18 protein-coding genes are annotated in these 22144 nt (G+C 59.7%); 10 read left to right on the forward strand and 8 right to left on the reverse strand.

Features of this window, described 5'->3' with window-relative positions:
- Window positions 1-54 precede the first annotated feature (54 nt).
- The 4 genes from F1542_RS08295 to F1542_RS08310 all read right to left on the reverse strand — a co-directional run bounded on the left by F1542_RS08295 (window position 55) and on the right by F1542_RS08310 (window position 4378).
- A complete protein-coding gene (locus F1542_RS08295; protein ID WP_193732616.1) occupies window positions 55-609 on the reverse strand; it encodes a TetR/AcrR family transcriptional regulator in 555 nt (184 codons plus the stop codon).
- 80 nt (window positions 610-689) lie between these two features.
- On the reverse strand, window positions 690-2201 hold the full coding sequence (locus tag F1542_RS08300) for an MDR family MFS transporter (protein ID WP_193732617.1): 1512 nt from the start codon (window positions 2199-2201) through the stop codon (window positions 690-692).
- Window positions 2202-2417: 216 nt separating this feature from the next.
- Window positions 2418-3362: a PDR/VanB family oxidoreductase gene (locus F1542_RS08305; RefSeq protein ID WP_193732618.1), complete on the reverse strand. Its 945-nt coding sequence runs from the start codon at window positions 3360-3362 to the stop codon at window positions 2418-2420.
- Window positions 3363-3376: 14 nt separating this feature from the next.
- Window positions 3377-4378, reverse strand: a complete 1002-nt coding sequence (locus tag F1542_RS08310; protein WP_193732660.1) for an aromatic ring-hydroxylating dioxygenase subunit alpha — start codon at window positions 4376-4378, stop codon at window positions 3377-3379.
- Window positions 4379-4550: 172 nt separating this feature from the next.
- Between F1542_RS08310 and F1542_RS08315 the strand changes: the two genes are divergently transcribed.
- The 4 genes from F1542_RS08315 (at window position 4551) to F1542_RS08330 (ending at window position 8845) form a co-directional block, all read left to right on the forward strand.
- On the forward strand, window positions 4551-5456 hold the full coding sequence (locus tag F1542_RS08315) for a LysR family transcriptional regulator (RefSeq protein ID WP_193732619.1): 906 nt from the start codon (window positions 4551-4553) through the stop codon (window positions 5454-5456).
- Between the two features lie 79 nt (window positions 5457-5535).
- Window positions 5536-6129, forward strand: coding sequence for a TetR/AcrR family transcriptional regulator (locus F1542_RS08320; protein ID WP_193732620.1), 594 nt, complete (start codon window positions 5536-5538; stop codon window positions 6127-6129).
- Between the two features lie 85 nt (window positions 6130-6214).
- Window positions 6215-7372, forward strand: coding sequence for an iron-containing alcohol dehydrogenase (locus F1542_RS08325; protein WP_193732621.1), 1158 nt, complete (start codon window positions 6215-6217; stop codon window positions 7370-7372).
- An 81-nt stretch (window positions 7373-7453) separates the two neighbouring features.
- Window positions 7454-8845, forward strand: a complete 1392-nt coding sequence (locus F1542_RS08330; RefSeq protein ID WP_193732622.1) for an NAD-dependent succinate-semialdehyde dehydrogenase — start codon at window positions 7454-7456, stop codon at window positions 8843-8845.
- A 189-nt stretch (window positions 8846-9034) separates the two neighbouring features.
- Here the strand turns inward: F1542_RS08330 and F1542_RS08335 are convergent, their stop codons facing one another.
- Window positions 9035-10633, reverse strand: coding sequence for a tannase/feruloyl esterase family alpha/beta hydrolase (locus tag F1542_RS08335; RefSeq protein WP_227672578.1), 1599 nt, complete (start codon window positions 10631-10633; stop codon window positions 9035-9037).
- Between the two features lie 197 nt (window positions 10634-10830).
- Here F1542_RS08335 and F1542_RS08340 point away from each other — a divergent pair, with 197 nt between their 5' ends.
- The 3 genes from F1542_RS08340 to F1542_RS08350 all read left to right on the forward strand — a co-directional run bounded on the left by F1542_RS08340 (window position 10831) and on the right by F1542_RS08350 (window position 13609).
- Window positions 10831-12030 (forward strand): DUF3500 domain-containing protein, encoded by a 1200-nt coding sequence (locus F1542_RS08340; protein WP_193732624.1) that lies wholly within the window; start codon window positions 10831-10833, stop codon window positions 12028-12030.
- Entirely contained in the window at window positions 12027-12572 is a 546-nt protein-coding gene (locus tag F1542_RS08345) for a hypothetical protein (RefSeq protein ID WP_193732625.1), read from the forward strand. The genes F1542_RS08340 and F1542_RS08345 overlap by 4 nt, the downstream gene beginning before the upstream one ends.
- A 278-nt stretch (window positions 12573-12850) precedes the next feature.
- Entirely contained in the window at window positions 12851-13609 is a 759-nt protein-coding gene (locus F1542_RS08350) for a DUF72 domain-containing protein (protein ID WP_193732626.1), read from the forward strand.
- 288 nt (window positions 13610-13897) lie between these two features.
- Here the strand turns inward: F1542_RS08350 and F1542_RS08355 are convergent, their stop codons facing one another.
- Window positions 13898-14506, reverse strand: a complete 609-nt coding sequence (locus F1542_RS08355; RefSeq protein WP_193732627.1) for a TetR/AcrR family transcriptional regulator — start codon at window positions 14504-14506, stop codon at window positions 13898-13900.
- A 100-nt stretch (window positions 14507-14606) separates the two neighbouring features.
- Between F1542_RS08355 and F1542_RS08360 the strand changes: the two genes are divergently transcribed.
- The 3 genes from F1542_RS08360 to F1542_RS08370 all read left to right on the forward strand — a co-directional run bounded on the left by F1542_RS08360 (window position 14607) and on the right by F1542_RS08370 (window position 18187).
- Window positions 14607-16013, forward strand: coding sequence for a coniferyl aldehyde dehydrogenase (locus tag F1542_RS08360; protein WP_227672579.1), 1407 nt, complete (start codon window positions 14607-14609; stop codon window positions 16011-16013).
- Entirely contained in the window at window positions 16010-16681 is a 672-nt protein-coding gene (locus tag F1542_RS08365; protein WP_193732629.1) for an NAD(P)H-binding protein, read from the forward strand. The genes F1542_RS08360 and F1542_RS08365 overlap by 4 nt, the downstream gene beginning before the upstream one ends.
- A 327-nt stretch (window positions 16682-17008) precedes the next feature.
- Complete coding sequence (locus F1542_RS08370) at window positions 17009-18187, forward strand: site-specific integrase (RefSeq protein ID WP_193732630.1); 1179 nt, start codon at window positions 17009-17011, stop codon at window positions 18185-18187.
- A 4-nt stretch (window positions 18188-18191) separates the two neighbouring features.
- Here the strand turns inward: F1542_RS08370 and F1542_RS08375 are convergent, their stop codons facing one another.
- Window positions 18192-21491 (reverse strand): efflux RND transporter permease subunit, encoded by a 3300-nt coding sequence (locus tag F1542_RS08375; protein WP_193732631.1) that lies wholly within the window; start codon window positions 21489-21491, stop codon window positions 18192-18194.
- A 93-nt stretch (window positions 21492-21584) separates the two neighbouring features.
- On the reverse strand, window positions 21585-22103 hold the full coding sequence (locus F1542_RS08380) for a Fur family transcriptional regulator (protein WP_193732632.1): 519 nt from the start codon (window positions 22101-22103) through the stop codon (window positions 21585-21587).
- Between the last annotated feature and the right edge of the window lie 41 nt (window positions 22104-22144).

Below are 22144 nucleotides of genomic sequence, written 5' to 3' on the forward strand. Positions count from 1 at the left end.
TTCCATACCTGTGTGAAATGTCATGGAGGATTTGAATGATCCTGCTGGCCTGAATTACGGCGTGCAGGGGTCGGACAGGATCAGCCGCTGAAAATCGGCAAAGGTGGTTTTCCACCATTCCTGATCCATTTCCATAAAACCGAGGCTTCTTAGAAAAAACGCTCCTTCAGCAGCAAATATCGCGATGCGGGCCTGGCGCGCGTCCCGACTGTCAGGGTCGCTTCCGTTAAACCAGCCTGCGTACCATGCACGTATCTTCTGTAAATATTTTGGCGACTGAAGCAAGGTGACAAGCATGCCGGCCATTCTGGCCTGGGTTGTATCATCGATCTGGCTGATGGTCAGGACATAGGCACGGGCCCGGTCAATGACATCGGCATCGGGTCCGATCTGCCGGGCGACGCTTGCATCGAATGCCGCAAGCCAGCGGTCGATCAGCGCGGTCATCAGGTCATCCTTGCTGCCGAAACAGTACTGCAGGCCCCCCTTGGTAATGCCCGCCTCCCTTGCCACGGCTTCCAGCGTCAGGGCGGCCACGCCTTCGCGGTGGACAAGCCGTTCAACACAGTCCAGGACGTTTTCACGGTCTATGGTTCTGGGACGCGCCATGCGGTGCCTCTGCCGTTTCAATCCAAGCGTATGGAAATAAAACACGCACTGTCATCGCGCAAGCCGGAATCAGCCTCCCGTCAGGCGGATTGCCGCCGGTTACGCACCATCAGCCCGACAATCATGAGGAACGCCAGAAACATGAAGCTGCTGCTGACACTCAGGCTGGCGCTGATCGCAGCCTTGTAGGCATCGCGTGCCTGCAGGCGCATTTCAGGCGACAGCCCATGGACGGCCGCCATGCCCTTTTGCAGGAATGCCGTCACATCAATCTTTTCCGGCAGCGCATGCAACCGGTTTTGCAATGTCAGCGCCATGACGCCACCCGACAGCGCCACGCCAAGGGATCCACCCAGCGAGCGGATGAAGGACATCATGGCTGTGGCGATTCCCAGCATGCCGGGTGGTACGGAATTCTGGATGATGACCGTTGCATTGGGCATGCCGATCCCCATACCCACGCCAAGCCCGCCAAGGCTGAGCAGGAAGAACAGTGCCGGCGCGCCATGATGGGCACACAGCGCGATCAGGGTCAGCGCCGAGAATTCAATGCCGACACCCAGCGCAAGCAGCGGCGCGTAACGCTGTGTCCGCGACGAGACATAGCCCCCCACCACCGAACTGACCATCATCGTGCCGACCTGCGGCAGCATCATCAATCCCGATATTTCCGGGGTCTGCCCAAGGACAAGCTGGTAATAGAGGGGCAGGAAAACCAGCGACCCCATCATCGCGAATGACATGATCCCGGTTGCCGCGACACAGACGGAAAAACTGGCAATGCGCAGCAGCCCCAGACTGACCAGTGGTTCGGGTGCGCGCCGTTCCTGACGGATGAACAGCACGAAAAACGCCACGCTGGCGCCAAGCAGCGCAAATGTCAGCGGTGATGTCCACGCAAGCGTCGTGCCGACCGAATTGAACAGCAGCAGGAAACCCGCCGTGGCCACAGCCAGCAAGGCAGCCCCTGCATAATCAATCCGGGGCCTTGCCTCGGCCCGGGCCGCGGGCAGGCCCAGCATGACCAGTGCCATGGCCAGGCCACCGACCGGCAGATTGACAAGAAAAACCCACCGCCATGACAGCGCACTGGTCAGCACGCCCCCCAGAAAGGGGCCGGTCACGCTGCTGACCGCAAACGCACCGGTAAACAGGCCCTGATAACGCCCGCGCTGCTGTGGCGTGACCATGTCGCCGATCACCGTCTGCGACAGTGTCATAAGCCCGCCTGCCCCGATGCCCTGCAGCCCGCGGAATACGATCAACTGCCACATGTCCTGCGCTACACCGCACAGCAGGGACGCGGCAAGAAAGGCCCCGATGCTGAACGCCAGCAGCGGCCTTCTGCCAAACATGTCGGACAGCTTGCCATACATGGGTGTTGCAATGGTGGAGGTCAGCATGAAGGCCGTAACCACCCATGACATATGCGCCAGCCCCCCAAGGTCGGTGACAATGGTGGGTAGCGCGGTCGAGACGATGCTCTGGTCAAGGGCCGCCATGACCATGGTCAGGATCAGGCCGCTGAAAACAAGGATTCGGGTAGCAGGCGTATAGGCGGAAACGGTCTGCGCCGTGGGGGAAGGCTGCACGAAGGGATCCTGTAACTGTCAAAACCCGATCATGCAGCCAGTAGTACGGGACTAGCAAGACGGGGCCTGATCGGACCCGGATAGAAAACCGACCTGTAAAGCCTTCAGAAAATCATGAAAAAGTTTCTTTTGGTGAAGCTTTTTTTCAAAAATCTTCAGGAAACGTTGTCTTTTTGAAAAAAGGCGACACCCGAAAACTTTCCTTTTTACAATTCCTTACATACCCAGTGTCAGGGAAGGACTGCGACTGCGTGAACAGCACAGGGCAATATTGCCTCCCTGTTCTTCTTCCGTCAGGACCATATCCCGATGGTCCCCCTCACCTGCCAGCAGCGGCACGACACAGGCCCCGCACATGCCCTGTTCACATGACAGGGGAACATCCACCCCCGCCGCAAGCAGGGCTGATGCGATGCTCTGCCCCGACGGCACGCTCACGACCTGCCCCGATTGCGCCAGAACCACCTCAAACGGCCGGTCCGAAAGGACATGCGCCGTTTCCGTGGGCCGGAAATATTCGGTATGGATCTGATCCGTCAGCCATCCTACTGCGACGGCATGGGCATAGACGGCATTCATGAACCCATCCGGCCCGCACAACATGATGGCCGTATCGGCACATGGACTGTCCAGCGCATCCGGATACCCGTTTTTCAGGCTGGAACTGAAACGGACATGCGCCGCATAAGGGGGCTTGCGCAGCATGTCCCCAAACGGCGCGTGTTCAGGCACGCGCGCATAATAATAAAGCTGCCAGTCCGCGCCGTTTTGCTGCAACCGCGCCATCATGGACAGCAGCGGGGTCACGCCAATCCCGCCCGCGACAAGGATGTAGCGCCGTGCCTGCGGCAGGGGAAACGCATTGCGGGGCCTGGATATCCGCAGTTCCATCCCCTGCCGGGCCTGCGTGCACAGTGATTCCGATCCACCACGGGAATCCGCTTCGCGCTTGATGCACAGTTCATAGGCGGATGGATCATCAGGCGGTCCACACAGGGAATACTGCCGGATCAGGCCCGAAGGCGTCATGACATCCACATGCTCGCCCGGTTCAAAATCAGGCAGGGCATCATCCCCGGCGCGCGCAACCAGACGCAGGCGCACGCACCCCATCCCTTCTGGAACGGCGTCACCAACGATTACAGGAAACAGGGTAGACATGGTCTGCGTTTCCTTCAGGCGGTAAAGAACTGGCTCAGCCCCATCGTGCGCAGGGCACGGCGATAGGCGATCGAACTGCGGTCGGCCATCACATGTGCCTCCAGCGTCGGGTCCAGCGGCAGGTTCTCCGGCTTCTGGGCTTCGACCAGCGCGCGGTCTTCCTCAAATACTTTCAGGTTGAAATCGTACACATCCTGCAGCGGCAGGTCCTTGTCGAAGTTACGGCACATCGGCGCGAACATGCGCGTCTGCCGGGCCGATACGGGGGATGCCGCATTCATGATGACAAGGCGGCCATTATCAGGAAAATGGATTTCCAGCGTCGCGACAAAAGGCACATGCACCCGGAAATGCCGCAGCCATTCAAAGCCCGGACGCCCGCGATCGGATTTGCCAATGGGGTAATTGCCGACACTGCTGCGGTATTCCGCCTCGAATCCATCCGGCGTAATGCGGGTTTTATAGGGTGGCACGACAGGGTTTTCAGGATCGGCAAAGGTATCGGTATGGACAAAGGCGAAATGCGCCACGTCAATGAACCCTTCGACCTGCCTTCCGGCAAAACCGGCAATATCGATCCATGGACAGTTGATCTGCTGGAAGTCCGGGTCATTCCAGTGCGGCATGGGGGGAATGGCGATCGCTTCCCCCTCCGGCCGCAGGCAGGTCCAGATCAGGCCATAGCGTTCCACCGCCGGATAGGTACGCAGGTTGAGCTTTGACGGAATGCCGCTGTCGGGATGGGCGGGGACCCTGACACACTTCCCCTGCCCGCCAAAACGGAACCCGTGATAGGCGCAGGCCACGGTCTGCCCATCGCCCTTGCCCATGCTGAGCGGCACGCCACGATGCGGGCACAGGTCATCGGCAATGACAATATCCGCACCCGCCCGATAGATCACCAGCGGCGCATCCAGCAGGGTCACGCCCAATGGCCGGTCGCCCAGTTCACGCACAAGGGCTACGGGATACCAGCACCGGGCGAGGATGTTCCAGTCATCCACGTCAAACGTCATGGTGCGGGGCAGGCTGTGGGTATCGTTGGGGCGGGTGCTGGCGGCGGTGGTCACGATCGGTTCTCCTGAACGGGCCGGGGTGGCCCGGCGGCTTTCAGAAAGATCATTTCACACGCGATGTGCCCTCAGATATATCATAATTAATCCTTCTTCATTCTCAAAATAAGAACGCATGCAGCCCTTTTCCCGCTTTCTGGTCTATTTCCTGGCTGTTGCCCGCCATCGCTCCATCCGCAAGGCAGCGGAGGAGCTGCATATTGCAGGGTCCGCCATCAACCGGCACATCCTGCTGGGTGAAAAACAGCTGCAGACCCCACTGTTCGAACGCCTGCCCACGGGCATGCGCCTGACGGCGGCGGGTGAACTGCTGTATGGCTGTGCGCGGCGCTGGGTCAGGGAACTTGATGACCTGAACCGCCAGATTGATGACCTGAAGGGCATACGTCGTGGCCAGGTTGACCTGCTGGCGCCCGAGGCCCTGTCACGCGCCTTCCTGCCCGAACTGGTCACGCGCATGAAGCACAGCCATCCCGGCGTGGTGCTGAACCTGAACATTCGCGATAACCGGCGGATCCATCATGCCCTGCTGTCTGGCGAAGGCGACCTTGCCCTTGTGCTGGACCCTGAAGAGATGCGCGACCTTACAATCCTGCGCCGCATGTCCTTTCCGCTTGGCTTCATCTGCCGTCCCGACCACCCGCTGGCGCAACATGGCGCTGTCAGGCTGACGCAATGCGCGGATTACCCCATGGTGATACCGGAACAGCCGCTTGCACTTTCATCCGTCTTTGCACGGCTTATGGATACCCGGCGCATCATTCCCCACGTTGCGGCACGGGCCAATAATGTCCAGATGATCATTTCCCTTGTCACGGGCGGGATCGGGATCGGTTTCCTGAGTTCTCTGGACGTGATGGCCGAAGTGATGCGGGGGGATCTGGTCTTTGTGCCACTTGTGGGCGCAAACGTGCCGCACCTTACGCTGGCGCTGGTGCATGACCGCACGCGCCAGCTTTCGCGCACCACGCATCTGGTCGAAAACATTATCGAGGACATCATGTCCCGGCATGTGGCCTGAATGGACTCTTTCGAAAGAAAAGACGACCGGTCTAATTTTTGTCTGGACATGCCGACCGGTCACCCATATATAGACTTCCATGAAGATCGCAGAGAAACATCGCGCTGCCCGGCAGCACATTCTGGAAGCGGCCCGACCGCTGATCGGCCAGCGTGGTTTCTCGGCCGTCGGTCTGGCGCAGATACTTGATGTCGCGGGCATTCCCAAGGGGTCGTTCTACCACTACTTCGAATCAAAGGAAGCCTTTGGCGAGGCCCTGCTCCAGACCTATATCGACGATTACCTGATCAAGATGGATGACATCCTGGGAAACGACGATGAGAACGCCGCACAGCGGATCACCCGCTACTGCCAGTTCTGGCGCGACACCCATATCGAAGGGCAGATCGGCAACAAATGCCTGATCGTAAAACTGGCGGCGGAAGTCTCGGACCTGTCCGAACGGATGCGCGCCATTCTCGATGTCGGCACCCGCACGGTCATTGACCGGATCAGTGCCGTCATTGCCAAAGGACAGGAAGAGGGATCGATTGGCAGCACACAGCCCGCGCTGATGTTGGCGGCATCCCTTTACCAGCTCTGGCTGGGGTCGACGCTCATGGTGAAGATCACCCACAGTTCTCCACCGTTTGATCATGCGTGGGAGGCAAGCAGGCGGCTTCTGGAAATCTAGCGTGCCGGACATGCCCCAACGGTCTGTCCTGCGATTTTAATAGATGACCGGTCTAATAGAGACGACCGGTCCAATAGGTGCAAAGATGCAGAATTTCGAATTTTACAACCCCACACGGGTCCTGTTTGGCAAAGGCATGATTGCGCGCCTTGATGACCAACTATCGCCCGAAGCCCGCGTGCTCGTGCTGTATGGTGGCTCCAGCGCCGAACGCAGCGGCACGTTGAACGAAGTGCGTGCGGCCCTGGGCAACCGGACCTTCCGTGAGTTTGGTGGCATTGAAGCCAACCCCACTTACGAAACCCTGATGAAGGCCGTGGCCATGGTGCGGGAAGAGAAGCTCGACTTCCTTCTGGCCGTAGGTGGCGGGTCGGTCATGGACGGCACCAAGTTCGTGGCCGCCGCCGTGCCGTATGAAGGCGAGCCGTGGGATATCCTGGTCAGCAAGGGCGACGCGGCGAAGAAGGCGCTGCCACTGGGCACCGTTGTCACCCTGCCCGCCACCGGGTCTGAAATGAACTGCCTGAGCGTGATTTCACGCCAGTCCACGGGCGACAAGCTGCTGTTTTCCAACCCGCTGGTCTATCCGCGCTTTTCCGTTCTGGACCCCATGCGCACCATGAGCCTGCCCATGAAGCAGGTCATCAACGGTGTCGTGGACTCCTTCGTGCATGTGATGGAGCAGTACATGACCTATCCGGTCGATGGCATGGCACAGGACCGCTTTTCCGAAGGGCTGCTGTCCAGCCTGGTGGAAATCGGGCCGCGTATCATTGCCACGCCAGATGATTATGACCTGCGCTCCAACCTCATGTGGGTTGCGACCCTGGCGCTGAATGGCCTGATCGGCGCGGGCGTGCCGCATGACTGGACCACGCACATGATCGGCCATGAAATCACGGCGAAATACCACATCGACCATGCCCGCACGCTGGCCATGGTGTTCCCTGCCCTGCTGAAGGTACGCCGCGCCGAAAAGCGCGCCAAGCTGCTGCAGTATGCCGCACGGGTGTGGAACCTGACCGAAGGCACGGAAGACGAGCGGATTGATGCCGTCATTCGCAAGACCGAAGAGTTCTTCGAAAACCTTGGCGTGCCGACCCGCCTGTCTGCCTACGACATCGGGGCGGAAGGCATCAATGATCTGGTGAAGCAGCTTGAAGATCACGGCATGACCCATCTGGGTGAAAACGGTGATGTCACGCTGGATGTCAGCCGCCAGATACTTGAAGCGGCTGCCTGATTTCCACTGAACGACCACCGGGATACGGCCACACGCCGTATCCCGGACATAACTGGCTATATTAAGGGACAGATATCCAAAATGGCTTACGCATCAACCAATCCCTATACCAACGAAGTTGTCGCCACCTTCCCCGATGCCACAGATGCCGAAGTGCAGGCAGCCCTGAGCGAAGCACATGCCGCCTTTGAAAGCTGGCGCGACACGTCCTTTGCCGACCGCGCAAAGGTCATGAACGCTGCGGCCGCCATCCTGCGTCGTGACATTGACAAATATGCCCGCCTTGGCACGCTGGAAATGGGCAAGCTGTTCGAGGAATCAAAGAAGGAAGTCATCCTTTCCGCCGAGATCTTCGAATACTATGCCAGCCACGCCGAAGAACTGCTGAAGCCGGAAATCCTGCCCGTTGCCAACCCGGCGGAAGGTAAACCCGTTCTGGTTCACGAACCGCTGGGCATCGTGCTGGCGATCGAACCGTGGAACTTCCCCTTCTATCAGGTCGTGCGCATCATCGCACCGCAGCTTTCGGCCGGTAATGCCGTGCTGCTCAAGCACGCATCCAACCTGCCGCAGTGTGCCGCAGCCTTTGATACGCTGATGGCCGAAGCGGGCCTGCCCAAGGGCCTGTTCCGCAACCTGTATGCGGCACGTCCCCACACCGCCATGATCCTGAACGACCCGCGCGTGTGTGGTGTCGCCCTGACGGGTTCGGAAGGGGCTGGCACCGTGATTGCCGGCATTGCAGGCAAGGCGCTGAAAAAGGCAACCATGGAACTGGGCGGCGCGGATGCCTTCATTGTTCTGGATGACGCCGATGTGGAAAAGGCAGCCCGCTGGGCAGTGATCGGCCGGCACTGGAATGCTGGTCAGGTCTGTGTCTCGGCCAAGCGCCTGATCGTGGCGGATGCGGTTTATGACCAGTTCCTTGCCCTTTACAAGGAAGGTGTTGCCGCCCTGAAGGCCGGTGACCCGATGGACCCGGCCACAACGCTTGCCCCCCTGTCGTCACAGGCCGCGGCAGACGACCTGCGCGATCAGGTTACGCGGGCGATGGATCTGGGTGCGAAGGTCGAGATTATCGGAGCACCGGTGCCTGAACAGGGCGCGTTTTTCCAGCCGCTGCTGATGTCCAACCTTGATGGGAAAAATGCGGCCCGCCACTGGGAATTCTTTGGCCCCGTAACCCAGATCTACCGTGCGAAGGACGAGGCGGACGCCATCCGCATCGCCAATGACTCCCCTTATGGGCTGGGTGGCTCGGTTTTCACCCGCGACGAGGCACGTGGTGCACGTGTGGCCCGCGCCATCCGCACCGGCATGGTGTTCATCAACCATCCGCTGTCGCCCAAGGCGGACCTGCCGTTTGGTGGCATCAAGAACTCGGGCTATGGCCGTGAACTGATCGGCCTTGGCATCAAGGAGTTCATCAACCACAAGCTGATTAACGTGGTTGATATCGACGCGGCGTTCTGAACCAGACCATTGAGGATAATGACGGGATGGCTTCCTGTCATTATCCTCAATAATAAAGTCCCCTCGGTGACATCTGTTACTGAGGGGATTTGTATTTTTATTTAATAACAAAAGTACAATGGAAAGTATTTTTAAAACTTTTTGAAAAAACTTCAGAAAAAACTTTCTTATGGTCCGCTGGGCAAACCCTTAATGGGCGTCGGGCGATACGCAGGCAAAACTGGCGGCATCATCCATGTTGCCATGGCCATCATAACGCGCGACTTTCGGCCATGCGCAGAGTGGCCGCGTACGCACGACCTGCCCATTGTCCACGCGGGCCGCAATGATCTGCTCCGGCGCCTGTTTGTGGCTGACCCAGTTATCAATCGCACCCAGCTTGCTGAACGTGTCACACGCCGCACCGCCATAGCAGTGTCCCATGCCCGGAATGGTTATCAGCCGCACAGCATCCGCACCCGCAGGCCCGGCATTGCGCTGCACCGCCTGATAATATCCCGCCAGCTGTTCAGGGTTATGCCCATCGTTCCAGCCGATATACATGAGCAGCCTGCCACCATGACGGAAGAAAGGCGTCAGATTGTCATCCACATGCAGTAATGGCCCGACCTTGCGCGTGGCTTCCTGAATGTCCGTGTCCCATTTCAGCGTTGTCCAGTTCCAGTCCGGGTTCTGGAACGCTGCGTATCTGAACAAATCAAGGGCAACAGGGAACGGCTTGCCATCAGCCGAGAACCCGTCCTCGCTCCCCTTTGCCGGGCCGGGGAAAATGACCTGGTGCGTTTGCGGGTCAAGTGGCCCCTGATAGATATTATTGGCGGCCTGCACCTCGTTCGCAGTCAGGCATTTTGCCGTGTTCTTGCCCTTGCACTGCAACTGTTCGGGGGTGAAGGTGCATTTGTCCGGTTCATCCAGAAAACCCTGTTTCCTGCCAACCGGTGACGCACAGGCATTCATGACCGCCGTGTTCAGCAGGTGGAATTTGTCCCGCGATACACGCAGGGCCGGGTTATGGTAGCTCATCCACCCTGCCCATAGCTGTTCGGCATTGAAGTTCACGATCGGATTGGGCGGCGCGCCGGCCACGATCCCGTCATAGTCCTCGGGATAGCGCCTGGCCTCGATCAGCCCTTCAAGTCCCCCCAAAGAACAGCCGATCCAGTAGGCATGCGCGGCCTTCCGTCCATAGAAATTCCGGATCAGCGCCTTTGCCGCCACCGTCATCAGGTGATCGGCACGGTAGGCGTAGTCGATCATCTTTTCCGGGTGCCCCAGCGTAAAACGTCCCCCCTGTCCTTCGGGGGCGGAACTGTCATGCCCGGTGTCAGTGCTGGCCACGGCATAGCCTTCGGCTACACCCGTCGCCATGCCGTAATACATGAGCGAACCGGCCCAGCCAAAATTGCCAACCCCCAGCAGCTTGCCATTCCACCCCTTGAGCGGCAGCCAGACTTCCGTGCGGATACGGGAATCAGATGACGGATGCAGCGTAATGGCCACACGGCAGAACGCGGGATTGGGGGCCTGTGTCGGGCGGCCCGCCACATTCATGCCCGGTGCTGACATGATGCGGGTCAACTGGTCCTGTGGCGGCTGCCAGCTTCCGGCAGCTACGGTCTCCACCATGGTGAAGGTCGCATCCGGCAGGGCACGGTGGGCAAGATCAGCGCAGTCCGTGGCGTGGGCATCCGCCATACCCAGCACCACAAACCCGGTCCCCGCGACCAGCAGGGACAACAGGCGGGACAGTCCGCATGAAGGTTTCGGACGGGATACAGGATGGGACATGACGGTTTCCTGACGGATCATTGCAACAAAGCGGCGGCCATGCCGGACAGTCCGGTAAAACGGATACCCCCATGACAACAGACCATATTCTGGACAGGAAAACCACAAAAGGGAAAGCCCTTGATCCCGTGACGCCCGGCGGGCAGTGTTCGGTCACACGGGAACGATCCCATGCAATGGCGAAAAGCAGAGGACTGATGCGAAAGATTTCCCTGATGGCTGGTGGACTGTTTCTGGCCACACTCCCCGTCATGGCCCGAACGGTCCCGGCCATGGCAGCCATGGCTTCGCCCGACACGGGGATAGATCCGGCCGCCAGCCAGACACAGGCCGTCGCCAGCGCCGCATTGTCCTTTCTTGCAACATTTGACGCCACCAGCCGTGCGAAAGTGCAGTTTCCATTTGTTACACAAAAATCCGGCACGCTGGCCCGCTTCCGCCGCAGCGCCCCTGACCAGCCTGTCCAGCCGGTAACCGACGCGCAGGCAACTGCCCCCATGGTCCGTGGACCGGGCATGGGACCGCCCGGTGGTTTTATTGGCGAACGCTATGGCACGTCGGTGTGGTCCAACTTCCCGGTCAGTGACGTGCCGCGGCCGGGATTGCAGATGGGCCGGTTGACACCTGCCCAGCGCACTGCGGCATTCCATCTGCTGCAGACCGTTTTAAGCCCGAAAGGCTATCAGAAGGTCATGGACATAATGGGGGGCGATCAGGCGCTGGCGGATGCCGGCACGCCGTTCGCGTCGGGCAAGGCCGTCTATACCATTGCGATTTTTGGCACACCAGGTACGACCAGCCCATGGATGGTGCAGTTTGGTGGCCATCATCTGGGGCTTAACATTGTCATTGACGGACAGCATGGTGTCATGACCCCGACCCTGACGGGTGCACAGCCTGCGATCTATCAGGCGGACGGCAGGACAGTGCGTGTTCTGGCGGGTGAAAATGACAGTGCCTTTGCCCTGCTGGATGCCCTGGATACAAAACAGCGCCAGCAGGCCATCCTTTCGTACAGGGTGGAGGACCTGGTGCAGGGACCGGGCCATGATGGGGAAACCCTCATTCCCGAAGGAATAAAGGGGTCTGCACTGACTACGACACAAAAGGATTTGCTGACAGGCGTGATCGGGGAATGGGCAGGGATCATAAACGACGCCTATGCAACCCCGCGCCTGAAGGAAATACGGGATGATCTGGACAATACATGGTTTGCATGGAGCGGCCCGACAACCCATGCGCCGGGTCGTAATGGATCATCCTATTACCGTATTCAGGGGCCACGACTGCTGATCGAATTTTCACCACAGGGCGTGGGTGATGATCCGACCATGCATGTGCATACCGTCTATCGTGATCCTACCAACGACTATGGCACCGGGTATACCATGCCATGAACTGGGCCCGGTTCGTATGGCTGGCGATGATCGGACTGTCGGCAGCCCGCAGCCCGGCGTATGCACACCGGCTGGATGAATACCTGCAGGCCACGGTCATTGATGTCACACGGCAGCATATTGCCATGACCCTGCGGCTGACGCCCGGTGTGGATGTGGCATCCGGTGTCATTAACCAGATTGACAGCAACGCAGACGGCATCCTGTCACCACAGGAACAGCAGGCTTATGTTGCACGGGTCAGGCAGGGACTGTCGTTTTCCATTAATGGTAACCCGGCCTCCCTTACTGTTGCCGATGCTACTTTCCCATCGGTCATGACCCTACGGACGGGAAGCGGTGTGATCAGCCTGCGCTTTCATATAGCGACCAGACTGACACCGGGTGCATATCAACTGGCCTATACCAATCATGGCGTGGGACCGGATACGGTGTATCTGGTCAACGGATTGCTACCCCATGATCCGGCCATTCATATCGAACGACAGCGACGTTCAGTCAATCAGTCCACTTACGAACTGGATTTCACGGTGGCGCCGTAAAAAAGGCGGAACATCATTCCGATGGATTGTTTGGGAACAGCCCATTGATGCGGTTTTCAAGAAAGTAGTGTTTCCTGAATATTTGTTATTATTGCAGGATTTTTCTGGAGCGATCTTCCGGACGGAATTGACAGCAGCCTGATCAAGCAGCCACGCACCGGATGAAATCGTACAACCTGCATCCCGCCCAGGAAAAACCTGAAAGCAGGGCCATCGTGCAACTGGCATCTGTATAAAAAATGCTCCCTGACTAAAAATATGTTTGCAAGGAACCCCGCATGTCCATTCGCGTCGGCGTCGCCGGCTGGTCGATCCCCCCCGCACTGGCCAGCCGGTTTCCCACGGTCGGCACACATCTGGAACGCTATGGCGCGCGCATCGCGGCCGTCGAGATCAACAGCAGTTTCTATCGACCGCACCGACGCACGACCTATGCGCGTTGGGCGGCAAGCGTACCGCCTGCGTTCCGCTTTTCTGTCAAGCTGCCCAAAACGATCACACATGAACGCCGTTTTTCCGACTGTCAGGCGTTGATCGAACGCTTTGCCGAGGAAACCGGCGGCCTGGGTGACAAACGTGGTCCCATCCTGGTCCAGCTTCCCCCCAGTTTTGCCTATCCCGGGGCTATTGCCGAACAGTTTTTCCATGACCTGAAAGCCGCGATCGCCGGAGCGGTTGTTGTGGAGCCAAGACATGCCAGCTGGTTCACACCCGAAGTCAGCCATATGCTGGAAAGACTGCAGATAACGCGGGTTGCGGCCGATCCGGCCAGACCATCCCCTGCGGCGCAGCCCGGGGGCTGGCGTAACCTTGCCTATTTTCGGCTGCATGGCTCGCCGCGCATCTATGAATCAATGTATACAAAAGAAGCTATTGAAGCCCATGCAAAAATCGTCACGTCCCTTGCCATGCGCGGCATTGATGTCTGGACGATCTATGACAACACTACCTATGGCGCAGCCACACAGAATGTATTTGAACTTATGGACATCCTTGACAGGGACAAACCCGGAAATGGATTGCCCGGTTCCAGATAGAAATCTGTATTCTGGATATTCTTGAAATCGTCAGATCAGAAAACATCATGCAATCATAAGAAAAGTTTCAGAAGGCTTCGAAGAATGCCACGATGGCCGCCCGCCTCGATCCCATGCGCTACAATCTCGCGTCCATCCCTGCGGTCTCGGCAGGGCGGGCTTCGTTCAGGCTGGTAACTGTTGCCAGCAAAACAGCATCTGAAAAATAGCGGATCGGCGGCTTACGCCTCATTTTGGTTATCAGGGAAATTACCACTCATTCCAAAACGGCGACACGTCGTAGCCCAATCAATTGGTGCAGCACATGCCATCCAGCAACACGTCCAGCGCGGCCGGAACCGGGGCTGACCCGACCTTCTCTTCAAGCAACTGATTACTGATCGCCAGCATGGCCAGGCCGTGCACCTGCGCCCAGCTTGCCGCAGCCAAAGCGCTGACGGCAACCAGCCGGAAGCTTCTGTTACGTTGCCCCCTTTCCAGAAGATCCAGAAGAATCCCGAAGGTCTTCATGGCCGCGTCATGCAATGGTGGATCTATCGTCTTATCGGCATCGGAACTGAACATCAGCCGATAAAGACCGGGATTTTGACACGCAAACCCGATACAGGCCTGTGCCGCCGCCACGAATTGCGCGCGCGTGGACGGCTGATCGAGGGACATGGCATCTGTCAGGCTTTCCCCTAGCCTGACGAAGCCGATCCGGGCCAGTTCCCGCAACAGCATCTCGCGATCACGGAAATGCTTGTAGGGCGCTGCATGACTGACACCCGTGCGCCGCGCCACTTCCCGCAGGGTGAACGCCCAGTTCTGGTCCGTGGCCAGTATGTCCAGCGCCGTGTTGATCAGGGCGCGGCGCAGGTCACCGTGATGGTAGGGGCGGTCCTTGGTTTCACTCATTCGTGAGGTCCATGTTTACACAAGAAACTTTCATTGACACCAGATCGTCATGCTCCATACCTTGCCTGCATAAGTTTCTCCTGTAAACATGGAGGACGCAATGTCCGATGTTACCCCCGCTGACCTGCACCGTATTCTCGACCGCCAGCGCGCCGCGTTCCTGAATGCCGGGCCGCCCGACCTGAAACAGCGCCGGGCCGATCTGCGTCGCCTGAAAGTCGAAATCCTGAAGCGGCGCACCGAGATCGTGCGCGCCCTGAAAACGGATTTCGGCCAGCGCTCGGAGCGGGAAAGCGCCATTGTGGAACTGATCCCGCTGGTGCAGTCGATCAATTACATGATCGCCCATCTGGGGTGCTGGATGAAACCGCAGCGCCGCCACGTCTCGGCCTATTTCCAGTGCGGTCGTGCATGGGTGGTGCGGCAGCCGGTGGGTGTCGTGGGGATAATCGCGCCGTGGAACTATCCGGTCTCGCTTGCCCTCGTGCCGCTGGCGACAGCGATTGCCGCCGGCAACCGGGCCATGCTCAAACCGTCGGAATTTACACCGGCCACATCGACAGTGATTGGCGAGATCGTTCAGGCTGCCTTTCCCGCGGAGCAGATTTCCGTCGTGACCGGCGGTGGCGACGTAGGTGCCGCATTCTCGGCCCTGCCTTTCGATCATATCCTGTTCACGGGCAGTACGGCGGTTGGAAAGAAGGTCGCCGAGGCAGCAGCACGCAATCTGACACCGGTCACGCTGGAACTGGGCGGTAAGTCACCCGTGGTGATTGAACCCGGCTTTTCCATGCAGCGGGTGGCGGACCGCGTGGCGTTCGGCAAGCTGACCAATGCCGGGCAGACCTGCATCGCGCCGGATTATGTGCTGGTGCATGAAGACGACAGGGACGCTTTTGCCGCAGCCTATGAGGACGCCGTGAAAAAGCTACATCCGGATGGCTATGCGGGGTCTCCTGACTATACGGCGATTCTTAATACCCATCATTACGGGCGCTTGAGCGGTCTGATCGACAATGCCGCGGTACAAGGGGCACAGGTGATCCGACTGGGGAGCGATTCACCCACGGATCATGTGCTGGCCCCCGTGCTGCTGCTCGATGTCACGCCCCAGATGACGGTTATGCAGGAGGAGATTTTCGGGCCGGTCCTGCCTGTGCTGACTTACAGGACCCTTGATGAAGCGATTGCCTTCATCAACGCGCGGCCCCGGCCCCTGGCCCTGTATTATTTTGGCGACAACCGCGTTGAACGCGACAGGGTGTTGAAGGACACCGTTTCAGGAAACGTGACGATCAATGGTACATTGATGCATTATGTGCAGGACGATCTGCCGTTTGGTGGCGTGGGAAACAGTGGGATCGGCGCGTATCATGGAAAGGAAGGCTTCATGGCACTCACGCATGCCCGTGGGGTGTACAGACAGGGGCGTTTCAATGCGGCAACACTACTTCAGCCGCCATTCGGCAAACTAACCGACGTCATCACCAATCTGATCCTGCGATGACGACGCGCGTTCTGCTCATCGGGGGCACCGGCCTGGTCGGGCGTTCTGTCGATGCGGACCTTGCCAAGCGGCCTGATACCGTCGTCACCAGCCTGACGCGTCGGAAATCATCTGGCTCCGATCATGTCATTGATTTCGAACGCCTGTGCGCGGCGCCCGGGGTGACATTACGGACCGTCGTCCCAACTGGCGCTGACGTGGCGATTTCCTGCCTGGGCACCACAATTCGTGCTGCTGGATCGCAGGCGGCCATGTTCCGCGTGGATCATGACTATGTCCTCGCTTTTGCCACAGCGGCGCATGCGCTTGGCGCACGCCAATTCATTCTCGTTTCTTCCGTGGGGGCGGGCGGTCCCGGTTTTTACCTCAGGACCAAAGGCGCGATCGAGCGCGACATCAGGGCGCTCGGTTTCAGCCGCGTGGACATCCTGCGCCCCGGCATGTTGCTGGGTCACCGTGCAGAGGCACGACCGATGGAGGCGATCGGTCAGCGGCTGGCGGCGGCGCTGGCACCGTTCATAATCGGCAGGCTTGCTGGATATGGCGCGATTGACGCGAAAACTGTCGCGAAGGCGATTGCCGGGCTTGTAGGACAGGTGCCAGATGGATGCCGGACATATGACAATGCGGACCTGCACCGGATCGCCAGTCAAACTGCCAACTCATGAGATGATCCGGTATTTCCGAAGAATTTTATGTGCATCCTGCGCGTATGTCCCAAACGCAGAAAGCCGCCCCTACGGACGGCTTAACATGCTGATTATATTGGATAAATCTTGGTTGCGGGGGCAGGATTTGAACCTGCGGCCTTCAGGTTATGAGTTTGACAGCAGGGCCTACGCCGCACCGCGAAATATCCGCACTCCCTACGCCAATCTACGCCTATCCTTTTATTTTAATTGCATAATTTGTGTAATTTGGCTCAGCTTCCTACGCCAGCTCACGCTGACGTTTCAGTCCCATTTGCATCCTATACGCATCCTGCGGAGGAAGCCATGCCCCGAATTTCAAAGCGTATCATTGCCACCCTTCAGCCTGCCGAGAAGGACTACATCGTCTGGGACGATCAGGTCGCCGGCTTCGCCTTGCGGGTCTGGCCTTCGGGCCGGATGAGCTATGTGGTTCATTACCGGACCAACGGGAGATTCCGTCGTTATACGATCGGCCATCATGGTCCATGGACGGCGGATAAAGCGCGGGATGAGGCGATCAGGATTCTTGCCCGCGTAAAAGACGGCGGCGATCCCAATGTCGAACGCGGAGAGGAGCGCTCCTGCCCGACCGTCAGCCAGTTCAGCAAGACTTTCGTCGAACGGCATGTGAACACGCATCTGAAACCCACGACTCAGGCCGAGTACAAGCGCGCGATTGACCTGTTCATCGCGAAAAAGATTGGCAACCGGAAGATGGACGCCCTCACCCACTCCGATGTAGTCGGGTTCCATCATACCTATCGCCATATTCCCTATCAGGCCAACCGAACCCTCGGTGTTCTGTCTAAGATGTTCTCGCTGGCGATCCTGTGGGGCGTCCGGAAAGATAACGTGAATCCCTGTCGGGGCGTGAAACGCTACAAGGAGCTGAAACGCGAGCGCTATCTCACGGCGGAAGAACATCAGCGCCTTGGCCAGGCGCTCGATGATGCTCGTTCCACGATGCCCGAAGCCGTGAATGCGCTCCAAATCCTGCTTTTGACCGGCTGTCGCCTGCGGGAAGTCCAGCGCCTGAAATGGGAATACGTCTATCTGAACGAAGCGGTAATCAGACTACCTGACACGAAAAATGGTGCCCGCACGGTTCAGTTAGGCGAGAGTGCAGTCGGCTTACTTGGAGGCATCCCAAGGGTCGAGGGCAATCCCTATGTCATCACGGGACGGAAAGAAGGTGGCCACCTGACCGATCTGGAGAAGCCGTGGCGGCGCATCCGAAAGGAAGCCGGGCTGGAGGATGTCCGCATTCATGATCTCCGTCATTCCTTTGCATCCGATGCGCTGGAACTGGGCGAGGATCTGATCATGATCGGGAAACTGCTGGGCCATCGGGATCTCAAATCGACCGCACGTTACGCTCACCTCAAAAAAGAGCCGATCCAGCGCGCGGTCAAAGGGATCGATCTCAAAATCTCCTCCGCCCTTTCCGCAACAAAGGTCACACCAGTCACCGCCGTCGAGTAAGCGGTTACAGGTTTTGCCGATTTGGGCGTTCCTTCTGGAATAGTCGGCCGAACGCAGCGCATCGCCCCGCCAGAAGATAAAGCGCCGGGGTCGTGAACATGGTCTGGGCCTGACTGACCAGCAGGCCACCGATCAGCGCGATGCCCAGCGGCTGGCGCAGTTCCATCCCATAGCCGCCCATCAGCACCAGCGGCAGCGCGCCAAGGGCTGCCGCAAAGGTGGTCATAACGATGGGCCGCAGCCGCAGCAGGCAGGCCTCGCGGATGGCGTCCCGTGACGTCATGCCGCGTTCGCGCTCGGCATGGATGGCAAAGTCCACCAGCAGAATCGCGTTCTTGAGCGAGATGCCGGTGAGCAGCAGCATGGCGATCACCGCCATGCCCGAGAACGGCAGCCCGAACAGGTCGAGTGCCAGGATGGCTCCGATCCCGGCCGAGGGGATGGTGGAGAGGATGGTCAGCGGGTGCCACACGCTTTCATAGAGCATGCCCAGCGTGATCCAGACGGCCAGGATGGCCGCGATGATCAGGATCTCGCTGTCATGCGCGCTTTTGCCAACATCCCCCTCATCGCTCTGCAATTCCCCGGTGATGGTCTCGGGCAGATGCAGGCTCCGCCACTCCTGATCGATAACGGATTGTGCCTGTGACAGGCTGACACCCGGCGCCAGTTCCAGCGCCAGAGAGGCGGAACTGGCATAGCCGATATGGGTGACGGCTACCGGATCAAGGCTGGGGGTGATGCGAGCCACCACCGACAGCGGCACCAGCGTCTCCGCTCCCGTCGCCACGGCCGAGCCGGTGGACGCATTCGCCCCGCCCGCCAGTGAATTGGCGATCTGGTTTCGAAACGCCGTCGCACCGGTCGATGCCGTGGTGCTGGCCGTGGCCGACGTGACCACCCGGATGGTGTTGGACGCCGAACTGCCGGACGCTGACCCACCCGAGGGACTGACCCAGAACTGTTTCAGGATCTCGGGATCGCGCTGGAAGCGGTTTTCCACGGTCAGCACCACGTTATATTGCCCATGTGCTGTGTAGACGACCGAGGCCGTGGTCTGGCCAAGCGCGTCGGACAGGGTGTTGCCAATGACCTGCGGCGTGACGCCAACGCGGGCGGCGGTATCGCGGTCGATCGCCAGCGTGATCCCCTGTCCCGGCGGATCGACGTCCGGATCCACATCCGTGAGCTCCGGACGATGGCGCAGGGCTTTCGCCAGTTTCCGTGTTGCCGGTCCCAGCAGCCGGTCATCCTCGCTGCGCAGGATGTAGCTGACCCCGCTGCTGTTCGAGCCGACCCGCATCATGATGTTGCCCGGCGCCTGGGCATGGTATTCGGCGTGGATATCCTTGCCCATCCGGGCGATCACGCGGGCCGCGACTTCCGCTCCTGAAGCGCGCCCGGTGGAAAGGTCGCGCAGTGTGGCGAACACCATACCGTGGCTGGAACCTTCGCCGGTATCCAGATAGGCGATCACATGCGTCACGGCGGGATCCTCCAGCAACACCCTGCTGAACCGCTCCAGCCGCGCCTTGGTCTGGGCCAGCGAACTGCCGCTGCCCCGCGATCCACCCGAGACGATGCCCATATCCTGACGCGGGAACACGACCTTTGGCATGCGGGTGAACAGAAAGACGCCCACCAGCAGGGTCAATGGCAAAAGCAGCGCGGTCTTGCCGGGGTGGGTCAGGCAGATTTCCAAAATACGGCGATACAGGCTGCCACTGTGTTTTTCATGATCCAGAAAATCTGCGGCATCGACGCCGTGGGAATGATCTTCCGCTACGGTCGGTTGTTCTTCGTTGATGCGGGCGTCTCTTCCCTCGGCAAACCGCATGCACAACGCCGTCAGACACGGCGTGACCACGCAGGACAGAACCAGCGAGACGGTCACGGCAATGCCGACGGTGCCCGCAAACTCCCGGAACAGCCGTCCCGTCAGCCCCGAGGCCAGTCCAATCGGCAGAAATACCGCCAGCACCGACACGGTGATGGAGAGCAGCGTGAACGCCACCTCGCTCGCCCCGGCAATGGCGGCCTCGTCGATGAAAAGACCCCGCTCGCGCATGCGGATGATGTTCTCGATCACCACAATGGCGTCATCCACCACCAGGCCCGTGACCACCGTCAGCGCCATGAGCGAGAGGTTGTCCAGCCCGAAGCCCGCCAGATGCATCGGCCCGAGGCTGGCGATCAGGCAGCATGGCACAATGATCGCGGCTGCGATGGATGCCGTCCATGACCGCAGGAACACCCACACCACGGTCAGTGCCAGAATGCAGGCGGCCAGCAGTGTCACCAGCGTGTGATGCAGCGAGGAGCGGATCACGGCCGAGCCATCCCGCGCGACCGCAATATCCGCACCGGTCGGCATCAGTATGCGCAGTTGCGGCAGGCGGGCCTTCACCGCATCGACAATGCCGACCAGATTGGCCCCCGGCTGGGCACGCACCATCAGGGTCAGGGCTGGTCTGCCATCAAAGAACGCGGCGGCATTCACGTCCTGCATGCTGTCGGTCACGGTGGCCACATCCCGCAGCCGGATCGGACGCCCGCTCTTGTAGGCAATCACCAGATCCAGATACGCATCGGCGTGTTCGGCCTGATCATTGACGGCCAGTTGGAAACGCCGGTCGCCCATGTCGATCACGCCCTTGGGCGTATGCGCATTGGCCGAGGCCAGGGCCGCACGCAGGTCTTCAAACCCGATCCCGTATTTGAAAAACAGCAACGGGTTCATCTCCACCCGCACGGCGGGGGCTGAACTGCCCATAAGGGTAACGTCCCCCACACCCTGTACCTGCAGCAGCATGGGGCGCAGCGTCGTGTTCACCAGATCATACAGCTTCGCCATGGACTGCATGCCCGGTGTCACCGCCAGAATGAGCACCGGTGTCGCGTTGGGGTTGGCGCGGTGGTATTGCGGGTCCGATCCCGGCGTGGTCGGCAGGTCGCGCCGGGCTGCCCTGATCGCCGCTTCCACATCACGGGCCGCGCCATTGAGATCGCGCCCCAGTTCAAAGCCCAGCGAGATGGAGGTCTGCCCCCGTGTGGAGGAAGACATCATCTGTGTAACGCCCGCGATATTGCCCAGATGCCGCTCCAGTGGGGCGGCCACCGTGCGGGCCATGACCTCGGGCGAGCCACCGGCATTCGACGCCGAGATCGAGATCACCGGCAGGTCAACATCGGGCAGGTCCGAGACCGGCAGGAGAGGCAGCGCCATCAGGCCCGACAGCACGGCGGAGAGCAGCAGCAGGAGCGTCGCCACCGGGCGACGGACGAACCAGGCGATGAATTTCAAGGAAGATGTCCCGTCCCTGCGGGAGGGCTCTGTCTATAAAGACGATCGGCCACTGCGTTTTTTCAGCGACCGGATGAAAAAATGCTTCAGCGCTCAGCGGATGTCCGCATCACCGGTGGCCAGTACTGGCGTCACGGTAATGGCGACGGCCTGCACGGCCAGCCCGTGTTCAGCCGCGGCCCGACGCAACAGGGCCGCCACTTCCGGCATCCGGCACGGAATCTTTCGGCCCGTTCCCGCCTCGACAAAGGTGACGGCCAGCCTGCCTTTGCGTTCGGGCGCAATGCTGTAATGCCACAGCCGGTCGGGCGAGACGTCGCGGCGCAGGATGTCGCGGGCAACGAGCAGGTTCAAATTGCGCTGGATCGAGCCCTGGCTGGGCGGATGGCCGTCAGTCATGGTGCGCAGGGTCTTCCAGATCTCGATGGCCGTGGCTCCCGCACCCGCTTCAAGGATGCCATGCAGCAGTACCCGGCGCAGGTCGGTCATCTTCACGCCCGCCTCCCGGCAGCGGTCCTCAAGCTTGCGCACCGCATTGCGACTGGCGCCCATGCCGGGACGGATCTGGCTCAGGGCGGGCGGAGAACGACGGTGTTCGGAAAAGGCGAGCATGGTGATGATCCTGTCACGATCAGAATAAGGGAATGGCCAGA

The organism is Komagataeibacter sp. FXV3 (assembly GCF_015155755.1).
Classification (GTDB): Bacteria; Pseudomonadota; Alphaproteobacteria; order Acetobacterales; family Acetobacteraceae; genus Komagataeibacter.